This is a genomic window from Streptomyces cylindrosporus, from assembly GCF_022698165.1.
Taxonomy (GTDB): domain Bacteria; phylum Actinomycetota; class Actinomycetes; order Streptomycetales; family Streptomycetaceae; genus Streptomyces; species Streptomyces cylindrosporus.
In genome coordinates, this window is the sequence record NZ_JALDAY010000005.1 from 57575 (window position 1) to 74358 (window position 16784).

The 16784-nt window shown below is 69.8% G+C and carries 12 protein-coding genes; 8 read left to right on the forward strand and 4 right to left on the reverse strand.

What is annotated here, in order from left to right:
• The first annotated feature begins 70 nt into the window (after nt 1–70).
• The 6 genes from MQP27_RS16615 to MQP27_RS16640 all read left to right on the forward strand — a co-directional run bounded on the left by MQP27_RS16615 (nt 71) and on the right by MQP27_RS16640 (nt 9380).
• Nucleotides 71–661, forward strand: coding sequence for an ArsR/SmtB family transcription factor (locus MQP27_RS16615; protein WP_242765953.1), 591 nt, complete (start codon nt 71–73; stop codon nt 659–661).
• On the forward strand, nt 642–2672 hold the full coding sequence (locus MQP27_RS16620) for a thioredoxin domain-containing protein (protein WP_242765954.1): 2031 nt from the start codon (nt 642–644) through the stop codon (nt 2670–2672). The genes MQP27_RS16615 and MQP27_RS16620 overlap by 20 nt, the downstream gene beginning before the upstream one ends.
• Nucleotides 2673–2864: 192 nt before the next feature.
• Complete coding sequence (locus MQP27_RS16625; protein WP_242765955.1) at nt 2865–4133, forward strand: glycosyltransferase; 1269 nt, start codon at nt 2865–2867, stop codon at nt 4131–4133.
• A complete protein-coding gene (locus MQP27_RS16630; protein WP_242765956.1) occupies nt 4130–5788 on the forward strand; it encodes an ArnT family glycosyltransferase in 1659 nt (552 codons plus the stop codon). The genes MQP27_RS16625 and MQP27_RS16630 overlap by 4 nt, the downstream gene beginning before the upstream one ends.
• Nucleotides 5785–6978, forward strand: a complete 1194-nt coding sequence (locus tag MQP27_RS16635) for a glycosyltransferase (protein ID WP_242765957.1) — start codon at nt 5785–5787, stop codon at nt 6976–6978. Before MQP27_RS16630 ends, MQP27_RS16635 begins: the two co-directional genes overlap by 4 nt.
• Nucleotides 6975–9380 (forward strand): galactose oxidase family protein, encoded by a 2406-nt coding sequence (locus MQP27_RS16640; protein WP_242765958.1) that lies wholly within the window; start codon nt 6975–6977, stop codon nt 9378–9380. The genes MQP27_RS16635 and MQP27_RS16640 overlap by 4 nt, the downstream gene beginning before the upstream one ends.
• Here the strand turns inward: MQP27_RS16640 and MQP27_RS16645 are convergent.
• The 4 genes from MQP27_RS16645 to trhA form a co-directional block, all read right to left on the reverse strand.
• Nucleotides 9377–10093 carry a Mut7-C RNAse domain-containing protein gene (locus MQP27_RS16645; RefSeq protein ID WP_242765959.1) on the reverse strand — a complete coding sequence of 239 codons (717 nt, stop codon included), beginning with the start codon at nt 10091–10093 and terminating at the stop codon, nt 9377–9379. The two genes, MQP27_RS16640 and MQP27_RS16645, sit on opposite strands and share 4 nt — an antisense overlap.
• A 33-nt stretch (nt 10094–10126) precedes the next feature.
• Nucleotides 10127–10762: a TetR/AcrR family transcriptional regulator gene (locus MQP27_RS16650; RefSeq protein ID WP_242765960.1), complete on the reverse strand. Its 636-nt coding sequence runs from the start codon at nt 10760–10762 to the stop codon at nt 10127–10129.
• A gap of 11 nt (nt 10763–10773) precedes the next feature.
• On the reverse strand, nt 10774–12318 hold the full coding sequence (locus MQP27_RS16655) for an MFS transporter (protein WP_242765961.1): 1545 nt from the start codon (nt 12316–12318) through the stop codon (nt 10774–10776).
• Between the two features lie 146 nt (nt 12319–12464).
• Nucleotides 12465–13211 (reverse strand): PAQR family membrane homeostasis protein TrhA, encoded by a 747-nt coding sequence (gene trhA, locus MQP27_RS16660; protein ID WP_242765962.1) that lies wholly within the window; start codon nt 13209–13211, stop codon nt 12465–12467.
• A 342-nt stretch (nt 13212–13553) separates the two neighbouring features.
• On the opposite strand from trhA, the gene MQP27_RS16665 reads away from it, so the two are divergent.
• Entirely contained in the window at nt 13554–15377 is a 1824-nt protein-coding gene (locus MQP27_RS16665; RefSeq protein ID WP_242765963.1) for a phosphoenolpyruvate carboxykinase (GTP), read from the forward strand.
• 275 nt (nt 15378–15652) lie between these two features.
• Nucleotides 15653–16639 (forward strand): serine/threonine-protein kinase, encoded by a 987-nt coding sequence (locus MQP27_RS16670; RefSeq protein ID WP_242765964.1) that lies wholly within the window; start codon nt 15653–15655, stop codon nt 16637–16639.
• Nucleotides 16640–16784: the final 145 nt, after the last annotated feature.

Consider the following 16784-nt stretch of genomic DNA (forward strand, 5'->3'; position numbering starts at 1 on the left):
GAAAATTCTGCAAAGAAAACTCGGCAGACATCAGGGACCAGTCAGGGTTCTCAGGGTTACCGTGGGCCGCATGACCGACGGCACGCCCGAGATGACCGGCCTCGAACGCACCGCCCTCTACAAGTCCCTCGGCAACCCCCTGCGCCGCCGGATCCTCGACTACCTCGGCCGGCACGGCGAGGCCAACTCCACCGTGCTCGCCCGCGAACTCGGCGAGAGCTCCGGCACCACCAGCTACCACCTGCGCAAACTCGCCGAGCAGAAGCTGATCGAGGAGATCCCGGAGAAGTCCGGCGGCCGGGAGCGCTGGTGGCGGACGCTGCCGTTCAGCCACACCACGCCCGACCCGGCGACCATGGGCCCCGAGGAGTACGCGGCGGCCGAGCAACTCGCCCTGCTGAAGATCGAGATGGACACCCGCCTGTTCCGCCGCGCCCACGAGGAGTACCGCGGCCCGGAGGGCTGGGCCCAGGTCCAGCGGACCGGCACCTGGATGACCCACGAGGACCTGATGGCGTTCGTCCGCGCCTACCAGGAGCTGCTCGACCGCTACGGCCGCCCCCCGGAGGACGTCCCGGAAGGGGCGCGCCACATGTATCTGCGCTTCTACGCCGCTCCCGAGCCCGTGGGAGAGTGGAACAGTGAACCGACTGGCCCATGAGACGTCCCCGTACCTCCTCCAGCACGCAGACAACCCCGTTGACTGGTGGCCCTGGTCGACCGAGGCCTTCGAGGAAGCCCGCAAGACGAACAAGCCCGTTCTGCTGAGCGTCGGGTACTCCAGCTGCCACTGGTGCCACGTCATGGCTCACGAGTCCTTCGAGGACCAGGACACCGCCGACTTCCTCAACGAGTACTTCGTCAGCGTCAAGGTCGACCGCGAGGAGCGCCCCGACGTCGACGCCGTCTACATGGAGGCCGTCCAGGCCGCCACCGGCCACGGCGGCTGGCCGATGACCGTGTTCCTCACCCCGGACGCCGAGCCCTTCTACTTCGGCACCTACTTCCCGCCCGCCCCCCGCCACGGCTCCCCCTCCTTCCGGCAGGTCCTGGAGGGCGTCCGCGCCGCCTGGGCCGACCGGCGGGACGAGGTCGCGGAGGTCGCCGGCAAGATCGTGCGCGACCTCGCACAGCGGGAGATCTCCTACGGCGACGCCCAGGTCCCCGGCGACGAGGAGCTCGCGGGCGCCCTGCTCGGGCTCACCCGCGAGTACGACCCGCAGCGCGGCGGCTTCGGCGGCGCCCCCAAGTTCCCGCCGTCCATGGTGATCGAGTTCCTGCTGCGCCACCACGCCCGCACCGGCGCCGAGGGCGCCCTCCAGATGGCCGCCGACACCTGCGAGCGGATGGCCCGCGGCGGCATCTACGACCAGCTCGGCGGCGGCTTCGCCCGCTACTCCGTCGACCGCGACTGGGTGGTGCCGCACTTCGAGAAGATGCTGTACGACAACGCCCTGCTCTGCCGCGTCTATGCCCACCTCTGGCGCGCCACCGGCTCCGAACTCGCCCGCCGGGTCGCGCTGGAGACCGCCGACTTCATGGTCCGCGAACTGCGCACGAACGAGGGCGGGTTCGCCTCCGCGCTCGACGCCGACAGCGACGACGGAAGCGGCAGGCACGTCGAGGGCGCCTACTACGTGTGGACCCCACAGCAACTCCGGGAGGCGCTCGGGGACGACGACGCCGAACTCGCCGCCCACTACTTCGGCGTCACCGAGGAAGGCACCTTCGAACACGGGCAGTCGGTCCTCCAACTCCCGCAGCACGAAGGCGTGTTCGACGCGGAGAAGATCGCGTCCATCCGTGAGCGGCTGCTGAGCGCGCGGGCCGAGCGCCCCGCTCCCGGCCGGGACGACAAGGTCGTCGCCGCCTGGAACGGCCTCGCCGTCGCCGCGCTCGCCGAGACCGGCGCCTACTTCGGCCGCCCCGACCTGGTGGAGGCCGCGACCGGCGCCGCCGACCTCCTCGTACGACTGCATCTGGACGAGCAGGCCCGCCTCTCGCGTACCAGCAAGGACGGGCAAGTCGGGGCGAATGCCGGGGTGTTGGAGGACTACGCCGATGTGGCGGAGGGGTTCCTCGCGCTCGGGTCCGTCACGGGGGAGGGGGTGTGGCTGGAATTCGCGGGGTTCCTGCTCGACCACGTCCTCGCGCGGTTCGTCGATGCCGAGTCGGGGTCGCTCTACGACACCGCCGCCGACGCCGAGCGGCTGATCCGCCGGCCGCAGGACCCGACCGACAACGCGACGCCCTCCGGCTGGACCGCCGCCGCGGGCGCGCTGCTCGGCTATGCCGCGCAGACCGGCGCCGAGCCCCATCGTGCCGCCGCCGAGCGGGCGTTGGGCGTCGTGAAGGCGCTGGGGCCGCGCGTGCCCCGGTTCATCGGGTGGGGGCTCGCCGTCGCCGAGGCACTGCTCGACGGGCCGCGCGAGGTCGCGATCGTCGGGCCCGCGCTGGACGACGAGGCGACAAGGGCCTTGCACCGTACGGCACTTCTGGGCACCGCCCCGGGGGCGGTCGTCGCCGTGGGGGTCCCGGAGAGCGATGAGTTCCCGCTACTCGCCGACCGGCCGCTCGTCGGCGGCGCACCCACCGCGTACGTCTGCCGTAACTTCACCTGCGACGCGCCGACCACCGATGCCGAGCGACTGCGGGCCGCGCTGAACAGCTGAAACGACAAGGACGCAACGAACCCGCACGCAGTGGGTGTTCGAATTGTTCACTCTACGGTCCCGTTGTGACGAAACGCGCTCTTCATCCAAACGGCCTGCGCGCTTCACAGTTCACCCCTAATGTCTACACAGTAACGCGACAGGTGTGACGCACGGTCGCGGCAGGGGGCATTGGGGATCTGGGGGGATCTGTTGCTTACGTCTGTCTTCATCGCTGCCGTTTCACTGGCCCTGTTCTGGATGGCCGCCTTCACTCTGTGGTGGCAGATGCACGCATGGCGCACGCCGGAAGTGCTCGCCTCCACCCGGTTCAGCAGACCGGACGGGAACGAACATGTCTCGTTCTCGCTGCTGCTTCCCGCACGGCACGAACAGGCCGTCCTCGACCACACCATCCAGCGGCTGCTGGAGTCCACACACACCGACTTCGAGATCATCGTGATCGTGGGACACGACGACCCCGAGACCACGGCGGTGGCCGAGGCGGCCGCCGGGCGCGACCCGCGCGTGCGGGTCGTCGTCGACACCCACGAGAAGAAGAACAAGCCGAAGGCCATGAACACCGCGCTGCCGCACTGCCGCGGCGACGTCGTCGGGGTCTTCGACGCCGAGGACCAGGTGCACCCGGAGCTCCTCGCACACGTCGACCACGCCTTCCGGACCACCGGCGCGGACGTCGTGCAGGGCGGCGTCCAGCTGATCAACTTCCACTCCAGCTGGTACTCCCTGCGCAACTGCCTGGAGTACTTCTTCTGGTTCCGCTCCCGGCTGCATCTGCACGCGCAGAAGGGGTTCATCCCGCTCGGCGGCAACACCGTCTTCGTACGCACGGACGTGCTCAGGGAAGCCGACGGCTGGGACCCCAACTGCCTTGCCGAGGACTGCGACCTGGGCGTGCGGCTGTCCAGCGTCGGCAAGAAGGTCGTCGTCGCCTACGACTCCGACATGGTGACCCGCGAGGAGACGCCCGGCAGCCTCATGTCGCTGCTCAAGCAGCGCACGCGCTGGAACCAGGGCTTCCTCCAGGTCTACCGGAAGAGGGACTGGAAGCAACTCCCGGGCTTCGGGCAGCGGTTGCTCGCCCGCTACACCCTGATGACACCGTTCCTGCAGGCCTTCTCCGGCGTGATCATCCCGCTGAACGCGGCGGTCGCGCTCTTCCTGGACGTGCCCGTCGGAATCGCCTTCCTCACCTTCCTGCCGCTGGTCACGGCGGCCGTCACCTTCGTCTTCGAGGTCGTCGGCCTGCATGACTTCGGCAAGCAGTACGGGCTCCGTGTCCGGCTCGTCCACTACCTCAAGCTCGTCGTGGGCGGCCCCTTCTACCAGGTCCTCCTCGCCGGGGCCGCGATCCGCGCCGTCTGGCGTGAGCAACGCGGCCGCAACGACTGGGAGTTGACCAGCCATGTCGGCGCACATCTCCACGACACTGCGGTAATCCGAGAGGACGTCCCTGCGTGACCTCCACCCTTCCCGCGGTGACCACCTCGACGGTCCCCGCGCAGCGCCAGCCTGTGCCTGAAGTCCGTTCGACCAGTCGAACGACTCCGTCTCAACGTCTCCGTTCCTCCCGCCCCGACCTCCTCCTGTGCGGCACGCTCCTGGTGGCGATCCTCGTCGTGCAGGCCTGGAACATCGCCGACTACCCGACGCTCAGCGACGACGAGGGCACCTACCTCGCCCAGGCCTGGGCGGTCCAGCAGGGCCGGGGCCTGGCCCACTACACGTACTGGTACGACCATCCGCCGCTCGGCTGGATCCAGATAGCCGTGCTGACCTGGATCCCGTCGTGGCTGAGCCCCGGCTCGATGACCGTCGGCTCCATGCGGGTCGTCATGCTGCTCATCTCCGCGGTCAGCGCCGTCCTCGTCTACGTCCTCGGCCGCCGACTGTCACTGCCCCGCTGGGCCGCAGGCCTCGCGATGGCCCTGTTCGGTCTCTCGCCGCTCTCGGTCGTGCTCCAGCGCGAGATCTTCCTCGACAACCTCGCGGTGATGTGGACGCTCGTCGCGTTCACCCTCGCCGCCTCGCCGAGCCGTCACCTCTGGCACCACTTCGGCGCGGGCCTCGCGGCCGCGACCGCCGTGCTCACCAAGGAGACGATGCTCGTCGTCCTGCCCGCCCTGTTCGTCACCATGTGGCGCCACAGCCACCGCGACACCCGCAAGTTCGCGGTCACCGGAGCCGTCACGGCCTGCGCCCTGATCGGCTTCAGCTACCCCCTCTTCGCCCTGCTCAAGGGCGAGTTGCTCCCGGGCGGCGGGCACGTCTCGCTGTGGGACGGCATCAAGTACCAGATGACCAGGCCGGGTTCGGGCTTCGTCCTCGACCAGTCCTCCGGCTCGCACGGCGTGCTCCACTCCTGGCTCTACTACGACCGTGTCCTGCCCCTCGGCGGCCTGGCGGGCGCCCTGCTGCTGATCGCCACCTGGCGCTGGTCGGTCACCGCCCGCGCCCTGGCCGGCCCGGCCCTCACGGTCGCGATCCTCACGGCGCTCGCCCTGCGCCCGAACGGCTACCTGCCCGCGATGTACGTCATCCAGGCGCTGCCCTTCCTCGCCCTGGTCCTCGCCGCGGGCACCGCCTCCGTCGCCCACGGCGTCCTGCGCAGGTGGCGCCGCCCCGACGAGCGGAAGTGGATGACGTACGGCCGCTACAGCCTCGCCGCCGTCCTCGCGCTAGCCGCCGGCGCGTACGTCGTACCGAAGTGGTACGACGGCGATCACACCGCCGTCACCGCCGACGCCAACGCCCCCTACCGGGCCGCCTCCAAGTGGCTCACCAGCGAGGTCGCCGACCCGAAGGACACCCGCGTCCTGGTCGACGACGCGCTCTGGCTGGACCTGGTGCACGACGGGTACCGGCCCGGGCTCGGCGCCATCTGGTTCTACAAGGCCGACCTCGACCCCGCCGTCACCAAGACCATGCCGAACGGCTGGAAGGACATCGACTACGTCGTCGCCTCCCCGACCGTGCGGCGCGACGCGGTCGACCTGCCCAACGTGAAGGCGGCCATCGAGCACTCCACCCCGGTCGCCACCTTCGGCACCGGTCCCGACCGCATCGAGATCCGGCACGTCCAGACGACCGGTACGGCTGACGGAGGCCTGCGATGACCCACGAGTACACCGCCCCCGGAGAGCTGGGCGATCCCGCCGTACGCGGCGCGGAAGTCGCTGAGCCCGGAGCCGTCACCATCGTCGTACCGACGTACAACGAGTCGGCGAACATCCGTCAACTCCTGCACCAGATCACCGAGTCGGTGCCGACCCGGCTGCCCTGCGAGGTCGTCTTCGTCGACGACTCCACCGACGACACGCCCGAGGTCATCCAGGAGGCCGCCAAGGACTGCCCGTTCCCGGTGACCCTGCTGCACCGCGAGGAGCCCGTCGGCGGACTCGGCGGCGCGGTCGTCGAGGGCATGAAGGCGGCCGGGTCGGACTGGATCGTCGTCATGGACGGCGACTGCCAGCATCCGCCTTCCCTGGTACCGGAGTTGGTGGCCACCGGGGAGCGTGCGCACGCCGGGCTCGTGGTCGCCTCCCGGTACATCAAGGGCGGCAGCCGGGCGGGGCTCGCGGGCAGCTACCGGGTGGCCGTCAGCCGCGGCGCGACCTGGCTGACCAAGTCCCTCTTCCCGCGCAGGCTGCACGGCATCAGCGACCCCATGTCCGGCTTCTTCGCGATCCGCCGCAGCGACATCACCGCCGACGCCCTCAAGCCGCTCGGCTACAAGATCCTCCTGGAGCTGGCGGTCCGCAGCCGTCCGCGCCAGGTCACCGAGGTGCCGTTCGTCTTCCAGGACCGGTTCGCCGGGGAGTCCAAGTCGAGCGCGCAGGAGGGCTTCCGCTTCCTGCGCCACCTGATCGGCCTGCGCACCGCCTCGCCGGTCGCCCGCATGGTGGGCTTCGGCCTGATCGGCGCGAGCGGGTTCCTGCCGAACCTGGTCGGCCTGTGGGCCCTGATGGCCCTCGGCCTGCACTACGTGCCCGCCGAGATCCTCGCCAACCAGCTCGGCGTGGCCTGGAACTTCGTCCTCGTCGAGCACCTGCTGTTCCGCGACCGCCGGCGGCACCGCAACCGCTGGGACCGCGCGGGCCGGTTCGCGCTGCTCGCCAACGCCGACCTGGTGCTGCGCATCCCCCTGATCGCGCTGTTCGTGGACCGGCTGGGGATGGGGGCCCTGTCCGCCACCGCGCTCGCGCTGGTGACGACGTTCGTCCTGCGCTTCGTGGGGACCGAAGCGCTGGTCTATCTCCCGCGCAGGGGGCGCGGGGGACACAGCAAGGCAAGGAGAGCCGCGTGAACAGATCCCGTAGGAGAACGGCGCTGCTCGGGGTGGGGGCCCTGACCGCCGGTCTGCTGCTCACCTCACCCCAGTCGGCGCAGGCCGCCAACCTCGTGGTCAACCCGGGCTTCGAGACCGCCGGTTCCGGCGACATGCCGTACTGCTGGGAGAAGTCCGGGTGGGGTGACAACGACTTCAGCTTCGAGACCACCTCGGACGCCCACTCCGGCTCCAAGGCCATGAAGGTCACGCTGACGCGCCGGGTCTCGGGCGACCGCAAGGCCCTGATCCTGGAGACCGCGGACTGCGCGCCGGCCGTGGCGGTCGGCAAGCAGTACGACCTCTCGCTCTGGTACAAGACGACCACGCCGGACGCCAACATCACCCTGTTCCGGCACGACAGCACGGCCGGCTGGCAGTACTGGACCGACCTCAAGACGCTGGAGATGCAGGGCAGTTGGACCCAGGCCACGGTCCGCACACCCGAGGTCCCGGCCGGCACAGACCGCATCACCTGGGGCGTCTCCGTCTACGGCACCGGCTCGGCGACCACCGACGACTACACGATGGACCAGGTCCCCGACGTCACCCCGCCCGCGACCTGCACGGGCACCGCGGCCGAGTGCGCCGACGGCCGCTGGGACGTGCTGCCCACACAGAACCCGGTGCGCTCCATGCACTCGGTCGTCCTCAACAACGGCAAGGTCCTGCTGATCGCCGGCTCCGGCAACAGCGAGGAGAACTTCAACGCCGGGACGTTCACGAGTGCCGTCTACAACCCGGCGGACGGCTCCTACAAGGTCATCCCGACCCCGAAGGACATGTTCTGCTCGGGCCACATCCAGCTCCAGGACGGGCGCGTCCTGGTGTTGAGCGGCAACAAGGCGTTCCCGGCGGCGGACGGCTCGCACGGTTACGAGGGCTACAAGGACTCGTACATCTTCGATCCGAAGACCGAGACCTACAGCAAGACCAACGACCTCAACGACGGCCACTGGTACCCGTCGGCGACCGAGCTCGGCAATGGTGACGTCATCTCCTTCGGCGGGCTGCGCGAGGACTCGACCGGGTCGGTGACCGCCGAGTACTGGTCGGACGCCGAGCAGAAGTGGCTGGCGCTGTGGCAGGTCAACCAGACCTGGTCGTACTGGGGTCTGTACCCGTCGATGATCCTGATGCAGGACGGCCGCCTCTTCTACTCCGGCAGCCATGTCTTCGGCAACAACATCCCGGGCACCGGCTCGGCGATCTACGACTACAGCGCGAACACGGTCACGCAGGTCCCGGGGCTGCAGAACAAGGACCAGCGCGACCAGTCCGCGAGCGTGCTGCTGCCTCCGGCGCAGGACCAGAAGGTCCTCACCATCGGCGGCGGCAACATCGACTCCAACCCGGAGGGCAACCGCCTGACGGACGTCATCGACCTCAAGCAGGCCAACCCGGCCTACACGGCGGGCCCGTTGATCCCGCAGGGCACGGTCGACCTCGGCAACGGCAAGGTCCCCGAGACCGGCAACCAGGGCAAGATGTACGTCTCCGCCGTACTGCTGCCCGACGGCAAGGTGCTGGAGACCGGCGGCGGTCTGCACAACCGGGCCAACCCGGTCTTCGAGGCGTCGATCTACGACCCGGACTCGGGCACCTTCGACCAGGTGGCCGCCGACCCGGAGGCCCGCGGCTACCACTCGTCCGCGTTCCTGCTGCCCGACGGCCGGGTGATGGCCACCGGTGACAACCCGGGCAACGGCACCTGGAACCACAACGTGTCGATCTACACCCCGCCGTACCTCCTCAAGGGCACGCGGCCGACGATCACCTCGGTGATCGACACCGAGTGGAACTACGGCGACACCCAGCGGATCACCGTCGACCGGCCCATCGCCAAGGCCGAGTTGATCCGCCCGGCCGCGGTCACGCACTCCTCGGACCCCAACCAGCGGTTCGTGGACCTGCCGCTGTCCGTCGACGGCAACAACGTCGACCTGAACGTGACGAGCAACCCGAACGTGGCGCCGCCCGGCTGGTACATGCTCTTCGCGGTCGACGCCAACGGCGTGCCGTCGGTAGCCAAGTGGGTGCACCTGGCGGGCCCGCAGGCCCTCAGCGCCGACACCGCCGACGCGCACGTCCACTCCTTCGCGGACTCCCTGTCGGGCAAGGTGGCCGAGCCCGGCAAGAAGAAGACGTCGGTCAAGGTCCCCGTCACCATCTCCGGCTGCGACCGGCACTACGGCACCGTCAACGTCTGCGTGCCGACGGCCTTCCCGAAGGGCGTGAAGAAGACCACGGCCTCGCGCTGCGCCTGGCTGAAGAAGAACGACTACGGCCGCCTCAAGGTCAACGGCAAGGACGACCCGCTCGGCCTCGACCCGAGCGGGGACGGCGTCGCCTGCGGGAAGGCGGACCTCCGCAGAAGCTAACTCGCGAAGTCCTCCAGGGCGCGCTCCACGATGGCCACCAGCTGCTCGTGGTGCGCGCCCTTCCAGTAGGCGCGCCCGCAGTCCTGACACTGCGCGAAGACGTCGTACGACCGCTGCGTCCCGCCGTGCAGCTGGTCCGCCACCTCCTCCAGGGTGGCCTCCTTGAGCAGGCCGTTGCAGGCGGTGCAGCGCGTCCAGGGCCGCAGTTCGGGGCGGAACCGGTCCAGGATGTCGCGGAGCTGGTCCTCGGGGCGGGTGCTGTAGACGTAGGCGCCGGCCCACAGTTCGCGGCGGCGCAGCAGGCCCCGGTCGCGGCTGAGCATCACGCGCTTCTCGGCGGCCGAGCGGGCGGCGAGGGCCGGGTCGCCGATGTCCGTCGACTCGTACGCCGTGTCCACGCCGAGCAGGCGCAGCCGACGGGCGAGGGTGCCGAGGTGGACGTCGAGCAGGAAGCGCAGGGGAGCGCCGGGGACCTGCTGGGGGCGGTCGACGGACCGCACCTCGACCGAGTCGCCGGCGGCGGGGACGTACGACGTCGGCACCTCGCGGCCGTCGACCCACAGCGCCCCGACCTCGGTGAGCGGGACGCCGGTCGACTCGACGACATGGCCCAGGGAGGAGACACCGTCGGTGACGACGGTCCGGCGCGGGGCGCGCTGCACGAACAGGGTCAGCTCGGGGGCGAACTCGACGTGGATCTCGGGACCGTTCACCCGGTCAGGATGTCACGGGAGGGGGCCGCGGGTTCAGGGCTTTTCGGTGGGGAGGCCGTGTTCCATGACGTCCAGGGCGCGCTCCAGCATGGCGGGCAGGTCGTCCTTGAAGTCGTTCTCCGCCCAGGCCATGTTGACCTCCATCAGGCCGCCGACGAGGGACATCGCGCAGACCCGCACCTCCAGGCCGTCCGGGTCCAGACCGGCCCGCTCGCCGATGGCCGCGCGGAGCATCCGCCCGGTCTGCGACATGCTCTCGTACATGCGGGCCCGGACCGCGGGGACCGTGATCCCGAGGTGGGCCCGCATCCGGATCACCTCGGGATCCTCCGCCATGAGTGCGTCGGTGGCCAGGCGCAGGATGTGCCGTACCGATTCCATCCACGGCTCGTCGGCCGGCCGGTTGCGCAACTCCTCCAGCATCAGCGGGTCGTACTCGTCCGTGAGGACGATGTCCTCCTTGGTGGGGAAGTAGCGGAAGACGGTCGACGGCGACACCTCGGCCCGCTCGGCGATCTGCTCGATCGTCGTGGCGTCGTACCCCTGCTCCCTGATCAGCGCGTAGGTGGCGGCGCGGATCGTCTCGCGGGTCTTGATCTTCTTGCGTTCGCGCAGACCGAGCCGGGGGCTGTCGGAGGGGGAGGTGAAGGGGGAACGTGCGGCCGTCATGGGGTTCATTGTCAGGCATCCTCCGTGGCCGCGACCATGTCGGGCTCGGGGCTCCCGGCCGCCCGCTCCCGCGCCGCCGGCTTCGGCAGGAAGGCCGCCGCCACCAGTGCCGAGACCAGCGCCGCGATCCCACACACCAGCAGGACGACGCCCATGCCGTGCACGTACGCGCTGTCGGCGGAGGCCAGCAGGTCCGCCGAGCCGGTCTTCTCGGCGACCAGGTGCGCCGCGACCACCGACTCCCCTGCGGTGTCGGCAGCCCCCGCGGGCAGGCCGGTCACGTCGAGCCGGTCCCGGAAGGTGCCGGCGAGCAGGCTGCCGAGCAGGGCGATGCCGATCGCCCCGCCGACCTGGCGCATCGTCATCAGCAGCCCGGAGCCGCTGCCGGCGCGGTCGCGGGGCAGGGCGGCCAGGGCGTTGCCCATGGCCGGCATGAGAGCGAAGCCGAAGCCGAGACCGGTGACGGAGAGCCAGAGCGCGGTGTAGCCGTAGCCGGAGTCGATGCTCGTACGGCTGCCGAGGATGGCCGCGAAGGCCAGGATCACCAGGCCGGCGCTCACCGTGGCGCGACCGCCGAAGCGCACGGCGGCCTGCGGGGCGGTGCGGGAGGCGAGGAGGATGCCGCCCATCATCGGCAGCAGCCGGACACCGGTGCCGAGGGCGTCGTTGCCGAGGACGGCCTGGAGGTAGGGCGGCAGCACGAACAGCAGGCCGGACAGCACGAACATCACCAGGGTCGCGGCGATGGTGTTGAAGAGGAAGCCGCGGTGGGCGAGCAGGGTCATGTCCAGCATGGGGCGCTCGACCCGGCGTTCCCGCACGACCAGGGCGGCGATGAGTACGACGGCTGCCGCGAGCATGCCCAGGACCAGCGGGTCGCCCCAGCCGCGGGTGGGCGCCTCGATGATCGCGTAGACCAGGGCGCCGAGGCCGGTCGCGGTGAGCGCGGTGGAGAGGGTGTCGACCTTGGGGGAGGCGGGGTCACGGGTCTCGGGGAGCAGGAAGACGCAGGCGGCGATGCCGATCGCGGCCATCGGGACGTTGACCAGGAAGACCGAGCCCCACCAGAAGTGGTTCAGCAGCCAGCCGCCGATGATCGGGCCGAGCGGCAGGCCGAGCGCGGAGGCCGCGGAGACGATGGCGGTGGCCCTGGGCTGCTCGTCGGTGTCGAACATCGTGGGCAGTACGGAGAGCGCGAGCGGGGTGATCAGGGCGGCGCCGACGCCCATCAGGGCGCGGGCCACGATGACCCAGTTCACGTCCCCGGCCAGGGCGCCGAGCAGCGAGCCGGCGAGGAAGACACCGAGTCCGGCGATCAGCATGCGGCGCCGTCCGAAGCGGTCGCCGAGGAGTCCGGCGGGCAGCATCAGCGCCGCGAAGACGATGACGTACGAGTCCGCCATCCACTGCTGCTCGCCGGTGCTCGCGCCCAGGTCGGCGGCCATCGTCGGCAGCGCCACATTGAGGATCGTCGTGTCGAAGCCGAGCGTGAGCATGCTCGCGACCAGGGCCCCGAGGGCCCACCAGCGCCGTGGGTTCAAGGTGGTAGTAACCATGAAATGAGAGTAGCTCTCAAAATATTGTTCCTGTCAATCGGGTTATGCTGTCAATCTACTTCGGCTGTCCATCTGCTTCGGGCATGCGAAAAGGGCCACGGCGTGGAAGCCGTGACCCTGGAGGTGCTGCGAGGCGCTGTGCGGTGCTATCCGTGCTGGTAGGCGACCAGCGAGATGCCGACGTAGTGGACGACGAAGGCGGCCAGCGTGAAGGAGTGGAAGACCTCGTGGAAGCCGAACCAGCGCGGTGACGGGTTCGGCCGCTTGATGCCGTAGATCACGCCGCCCGCGCTGTAGAGCAGGCCGCCGACGATGACCAGGACCAGGACCGCGATGCCGCCGGTGCGCATGAAGTCGGGCAGGAAGAAGACCGCCGCCCAGCCCATCGCGATGTAGCAGGGGGTGTAGAGCCAGCGCGGGGCGCCGACCCAGAAGACCCGGAAGACGATGCCCGCCGCCGCGGCGCCCCAGATGCCCCACAGTAGCCACTGCCCCTTCGCGCCGGGGAGCAGCAGCATCGTCAGGGGCGTGTAGGTGCCCGCGATGATCAGGAAGATGTTGGCGTGATCCAGCCTGCGCAGGATGCCGTCCATCCGCGGGCTCCAGTTGCCCCGGTGGTACAGCGCGCTCACGCCGAAGAGCAGGCAGGCCGTCAGGACGTAGATCCCGCAGGCGATCCGGCCCCGGGAGGAGTCCGCGAGGGCGGTGAGCACCAGGCCGGAGATCAGCACGGCGGGGAACATTCCCAGGTGCAGCCAGCCGCGGAGCTTCGGCTTGATCGGCTCGGCGAGGTGCTGGGCGTGCTGCTTCAGCTGGTGCGGAATGGAAGGCGCTTCGGAGCCGCGGCCGACGGCCGGCGTGTCCGTTCGTGCGTCGGGGACGGGCGCAGTCATGCCCTGCATCGTACCTACGGAACCGTAAGTTACGGATTAGTGCGGGCTGAGAACCGGCGAAGAGTGGCCATCATCTCACGGCAGTTGACCACTCAGGATTGCCGCGCAAAGAAACGGTCACCTGAACCCTACGTGCACGCAAATAAACGCCTCGTGCACGAAAGGCACGTGACGATCCCCACTCCGCTCACCTGTGCGGCCCTCTGGACATATGGGCGGAGGCGTCGGATGATCAAATGAGTGCGGTCGGCACCGGATGAGCGCTGAAGATCCAGCCACGAAGCGTCCGGGCCGCAGCCCCCACGGGGCCTCCAACAACAAATCCCTCACTTAGGAGCAATCGTGGCGCGCGACATCGCGGCTCCCACCGTCATCCCCACCAACCATCAGGAACTGGTCTCGTGGGTGAACGAGATCGCAGAACTGACGCAGCCGGACAGCGTGGTCTGGTGTGACGGATCCGAGGCCGAGTACGAGCGCCTGTGCGAGGAGCTCGTCGCGAAGGGCACCTTCAAGAAGCTCGACCCGATCAAGCGCCCCAACTCCTACTACGCGGCCTCCGACCCGACCGACGTCGCGCGCGTCGAGGACCGCACCTTCATCTGCTCCGAGAAGGAGGAGGACGCCGGCCCCACCAACCACTGGAAGGCCCCCGCGGAGATGCGGGAGATCTTCCAGGGCGAGAAGGGCGTCTTCCGCGGCTCGATGAAGGGCCGCACGATGTACGTCGTCCCGTTCTGCATGGGCCCCCTCGGCTCGGACCTCTCCGCGATCGGCGTCGAGATCACCGACTCCGCCTATGTCGCGGTGTCCATGCGCACGATGACGCGCATGGGGCAGCCGGTCCTCGACGAGCTCGGCTCCGACGGCTTCTTCGTGAAGGCCGTGCACACCCTCGGGGCGCCGCTGGAGGAAGGCCAGGAGGACATTCCCTGGCCGTGCAACTCCACCAAGTACATCTCGCACTTCCCGGAGACCCGCGAGATCTGGTCCTACGGCTCCGGCTACGGCGGCAACGCCCTGCTCGGCAAGAAGTGCTACGCCCTGCGCATCGCCTCCGTCATGGCGCGCGACGAGGGCTGGCTGGCCGAGCACATGCTGATCCTCAAACTGACGCCCCCGCAGGGCGAGTCGAAGTACGTCGCCGCCGCCTTCCCGTCCGCCTGCGGCAAGACCAACCTCGCCATGCTGGAGCCCACGATCTCCGGCTGGACGGTCGAGACGATCGGCGACGACATCGCCTGGATGCGCTTCGGCGAGGACGGCCGCCTGTACGCCATCAACCCCGAGGCCGGCTTCTTCGGCGTCGCGCCCGGCACCGGTGAGCACACCAATGCCAACGCGATGAAGACGCTGTGGGGCAACTCGGTCTTCACCAACGTGGCGTTGACGGACGACAACGACGTGTGGTGGGAGGGCATGACGGAGGAGACCCCGGCCCACCTCACCGACTGGAAGGGCAACGACTGGACGCCCGCGTCCGAGACGCCCGCCGCCCACCCCAACGCCCGCTTCACCACGCCCGCCGCGCAGTGCCCGATCATCGCGCCGGAGTGGGAGGACCCACGGGGCGTGCCGATCTCGGCGATCCTCTTCGGCGGCCGCCGCGCCAGCGCCGTACCGCTGGTGACGGAGTCCTTCGACTGGAACCACGGCGTCTTCCTCGGCGCCAACGTGGCCTCCGAGAAGACCGCCGCCGCCGAGGGCAAGGTCGGCGAGCTGCGCCGCGACCCCTTCGCCATGCTGCCGTTCTGCGGCTACAACATGGGCGACTACATGGGCCACTGGGTCGACGTCGCCAAGGGCAGGGACCAGTCGAAGCTCCCGAAGATCTACTACGTCAACTGGTTCCGCAAGAACGACGAGGGCAAGTTCGTGTGGCCCGGCTTCGGCGAGAACAGCCGCGTCCTGAAGTGGATCGTGGACCGCCTCGACGGCAGGGCGGAGGGCGTCGAGACGCCGATCGGCATCCTGCCGACCAAGGACGCCCTCGACACCAAGGGTCTCGAACTCTCCGAGTCCGACCTGGACTTCCTGCTCACCGTCGACAAGGAGGTCTGGCGCGAGGAGGCCGCCCTGGTCCCCGAGCACCTCAACACCTTCGGCGAGCACACCCCGAAGGAGCTGTGGGACGAGTACCGGGCGCTGGTCCAGCGCCTGGGCTGAGCCCGCACCCGCAAGACTCCGCGGCCGGCTGGGATGTGCCCTGACCAGTGATCGTCACGGCCGGCCGCGGTGTGAGCCGACGAGGTCCCGTACAACGGCGTACGGGGCCCTGGGCCTGTCGTCACCGCTCCCGTCCGCCCCGATGGGAGAGGCGACGACAGGCCTTCGTCTTTTTCCGTATCACCCCTGTTTTTCCGCCATCACCTCTGTACGGACCGGGATTTCGCGGCACACTCGGGACATCCTGCAACGAACCCCGAAATGAGGTGAGCGGGGTGCGCACACCGGTCAGCGATCCCCTGAAGGTGGGGCCGTACCGCGTCGTCGGGCGTCTGGGCTCGGGCGGCATGGGCTGGGTGTATCTCGGCCGCTCGCCCGCCGGGCGCGAGGTCGCGGTGAAGGTCGTACGGCCCGAACTCGCCGCCGAGCAGGAGTTCCGGGAGCGTTTCGCCCGCGAGGTCGCCGCCGCCCGGGTGGTGAGCGGCGCCTACACCGCGGCCGTGGTCGACGCCGACCCCGAGGCCGAACTGCCCTGGCTGGCCACGCTGTACGTGCCCGGGCCCTCGCTCGCGGAGGCGGTCCGCACGGACGGTCCGCTGCCCGAACCCCAGGTGCGCCGGCTGGGCGCGTTCCTCGTCGAGGCGCTGCAGGCCATCCACGGCGCGGGGGTGGTGCACCGCGACCTCAAGCCGGCCAACGTGCTGCTCGCCTCCGACGGTCCGCGCGTCATCGACTTCGGGATCTCCCACGTCGACGGGGCGCCCGGGCTCACCCAGGCCGGAATCGTCGTCGGCACACCGCCGTTCATGTCGCCGGAACAGATGAAGGGGGCGGCGGTCGGGCCGCCGAGCGACGTGTTCTCCCTCGGCGGCGTGCTGGTGTACGCGCTGACCGGGAAGCCGCCGCACGGCACGGGGGAGGCGGTGCGCTACCGGGTCGTCCTCGGCGAGCCCGACCTCGACGCCGTACCCGCGTCCATGCGTCCGCTGATCGCGCACTGCCTCGCCAAGCGGCCCGAGGACCGGCCGCGGCTCGACGAACTGCTCGGCGCGCTGCTGGAGGAGACGCCGAAGGCATCGGCCTGGCCGCCGCCGAAGGTGAGACGGACGATCGAGATACGGGTCGACGAACTCGCCGCGTGGCGCAGGGCCGGTACGAGTGTCTCCGTGCCGTCCTGTCTGCTGCTGCACGCCCAGGCGCTGCTGGACGCCGGGCTCACCGACGGGATGGTCGTGCGGGCGGTGGGCCGTGGCAGCGTCTGAGTCGCAGCCGGGGGCGGTCCTCGAAATCGGTACGCACTGGCGGCAGTTGGTACGGAATTGGGGGGACGGGCGGAATTACCGTGCCGCCATCGACACGGATTCGGTGTCCCTCCAATTCGACCTGGAGGAAACAGGGCGGACGCTC

Coding starts and splice junctions, on each gene's coding strand:
- MQP27_RS16615 (WP_242765953.1), top strand. CDS start 71: ATGACCGACGGCACGCCCGAGATGACCGGCCTCGAACGCACCGCCCTC.
- trhA (WP_242765962.1), bottom strand. CDS start 13,211: ATGACTGCGCCCGTCCCCGACGCACGAACGGACACGCCGGCCGTCGGC.
- MQP27_RS16655 (WP_242765961.1), bottom strand. CDS start 12,318: ATGGTTACTACCACCTTGAACCCACGGCGCTGGTGGGCCCTCGGGGCC.
- MQP27_RS16650 (WP_242765960.1), bottom strand. CDS start 10,762: ATGACGGCCGCACGTTCCCCCTTCACCTCCCCCTCCGACAGCCCCCGG.
- MQP27_RS16635 (WP_242765957.1), top strand. CDS start 5,785: ATGACCCACGAGTACACCGCCCCCGGAGAGCTGGGCGATCCCGCCGTA.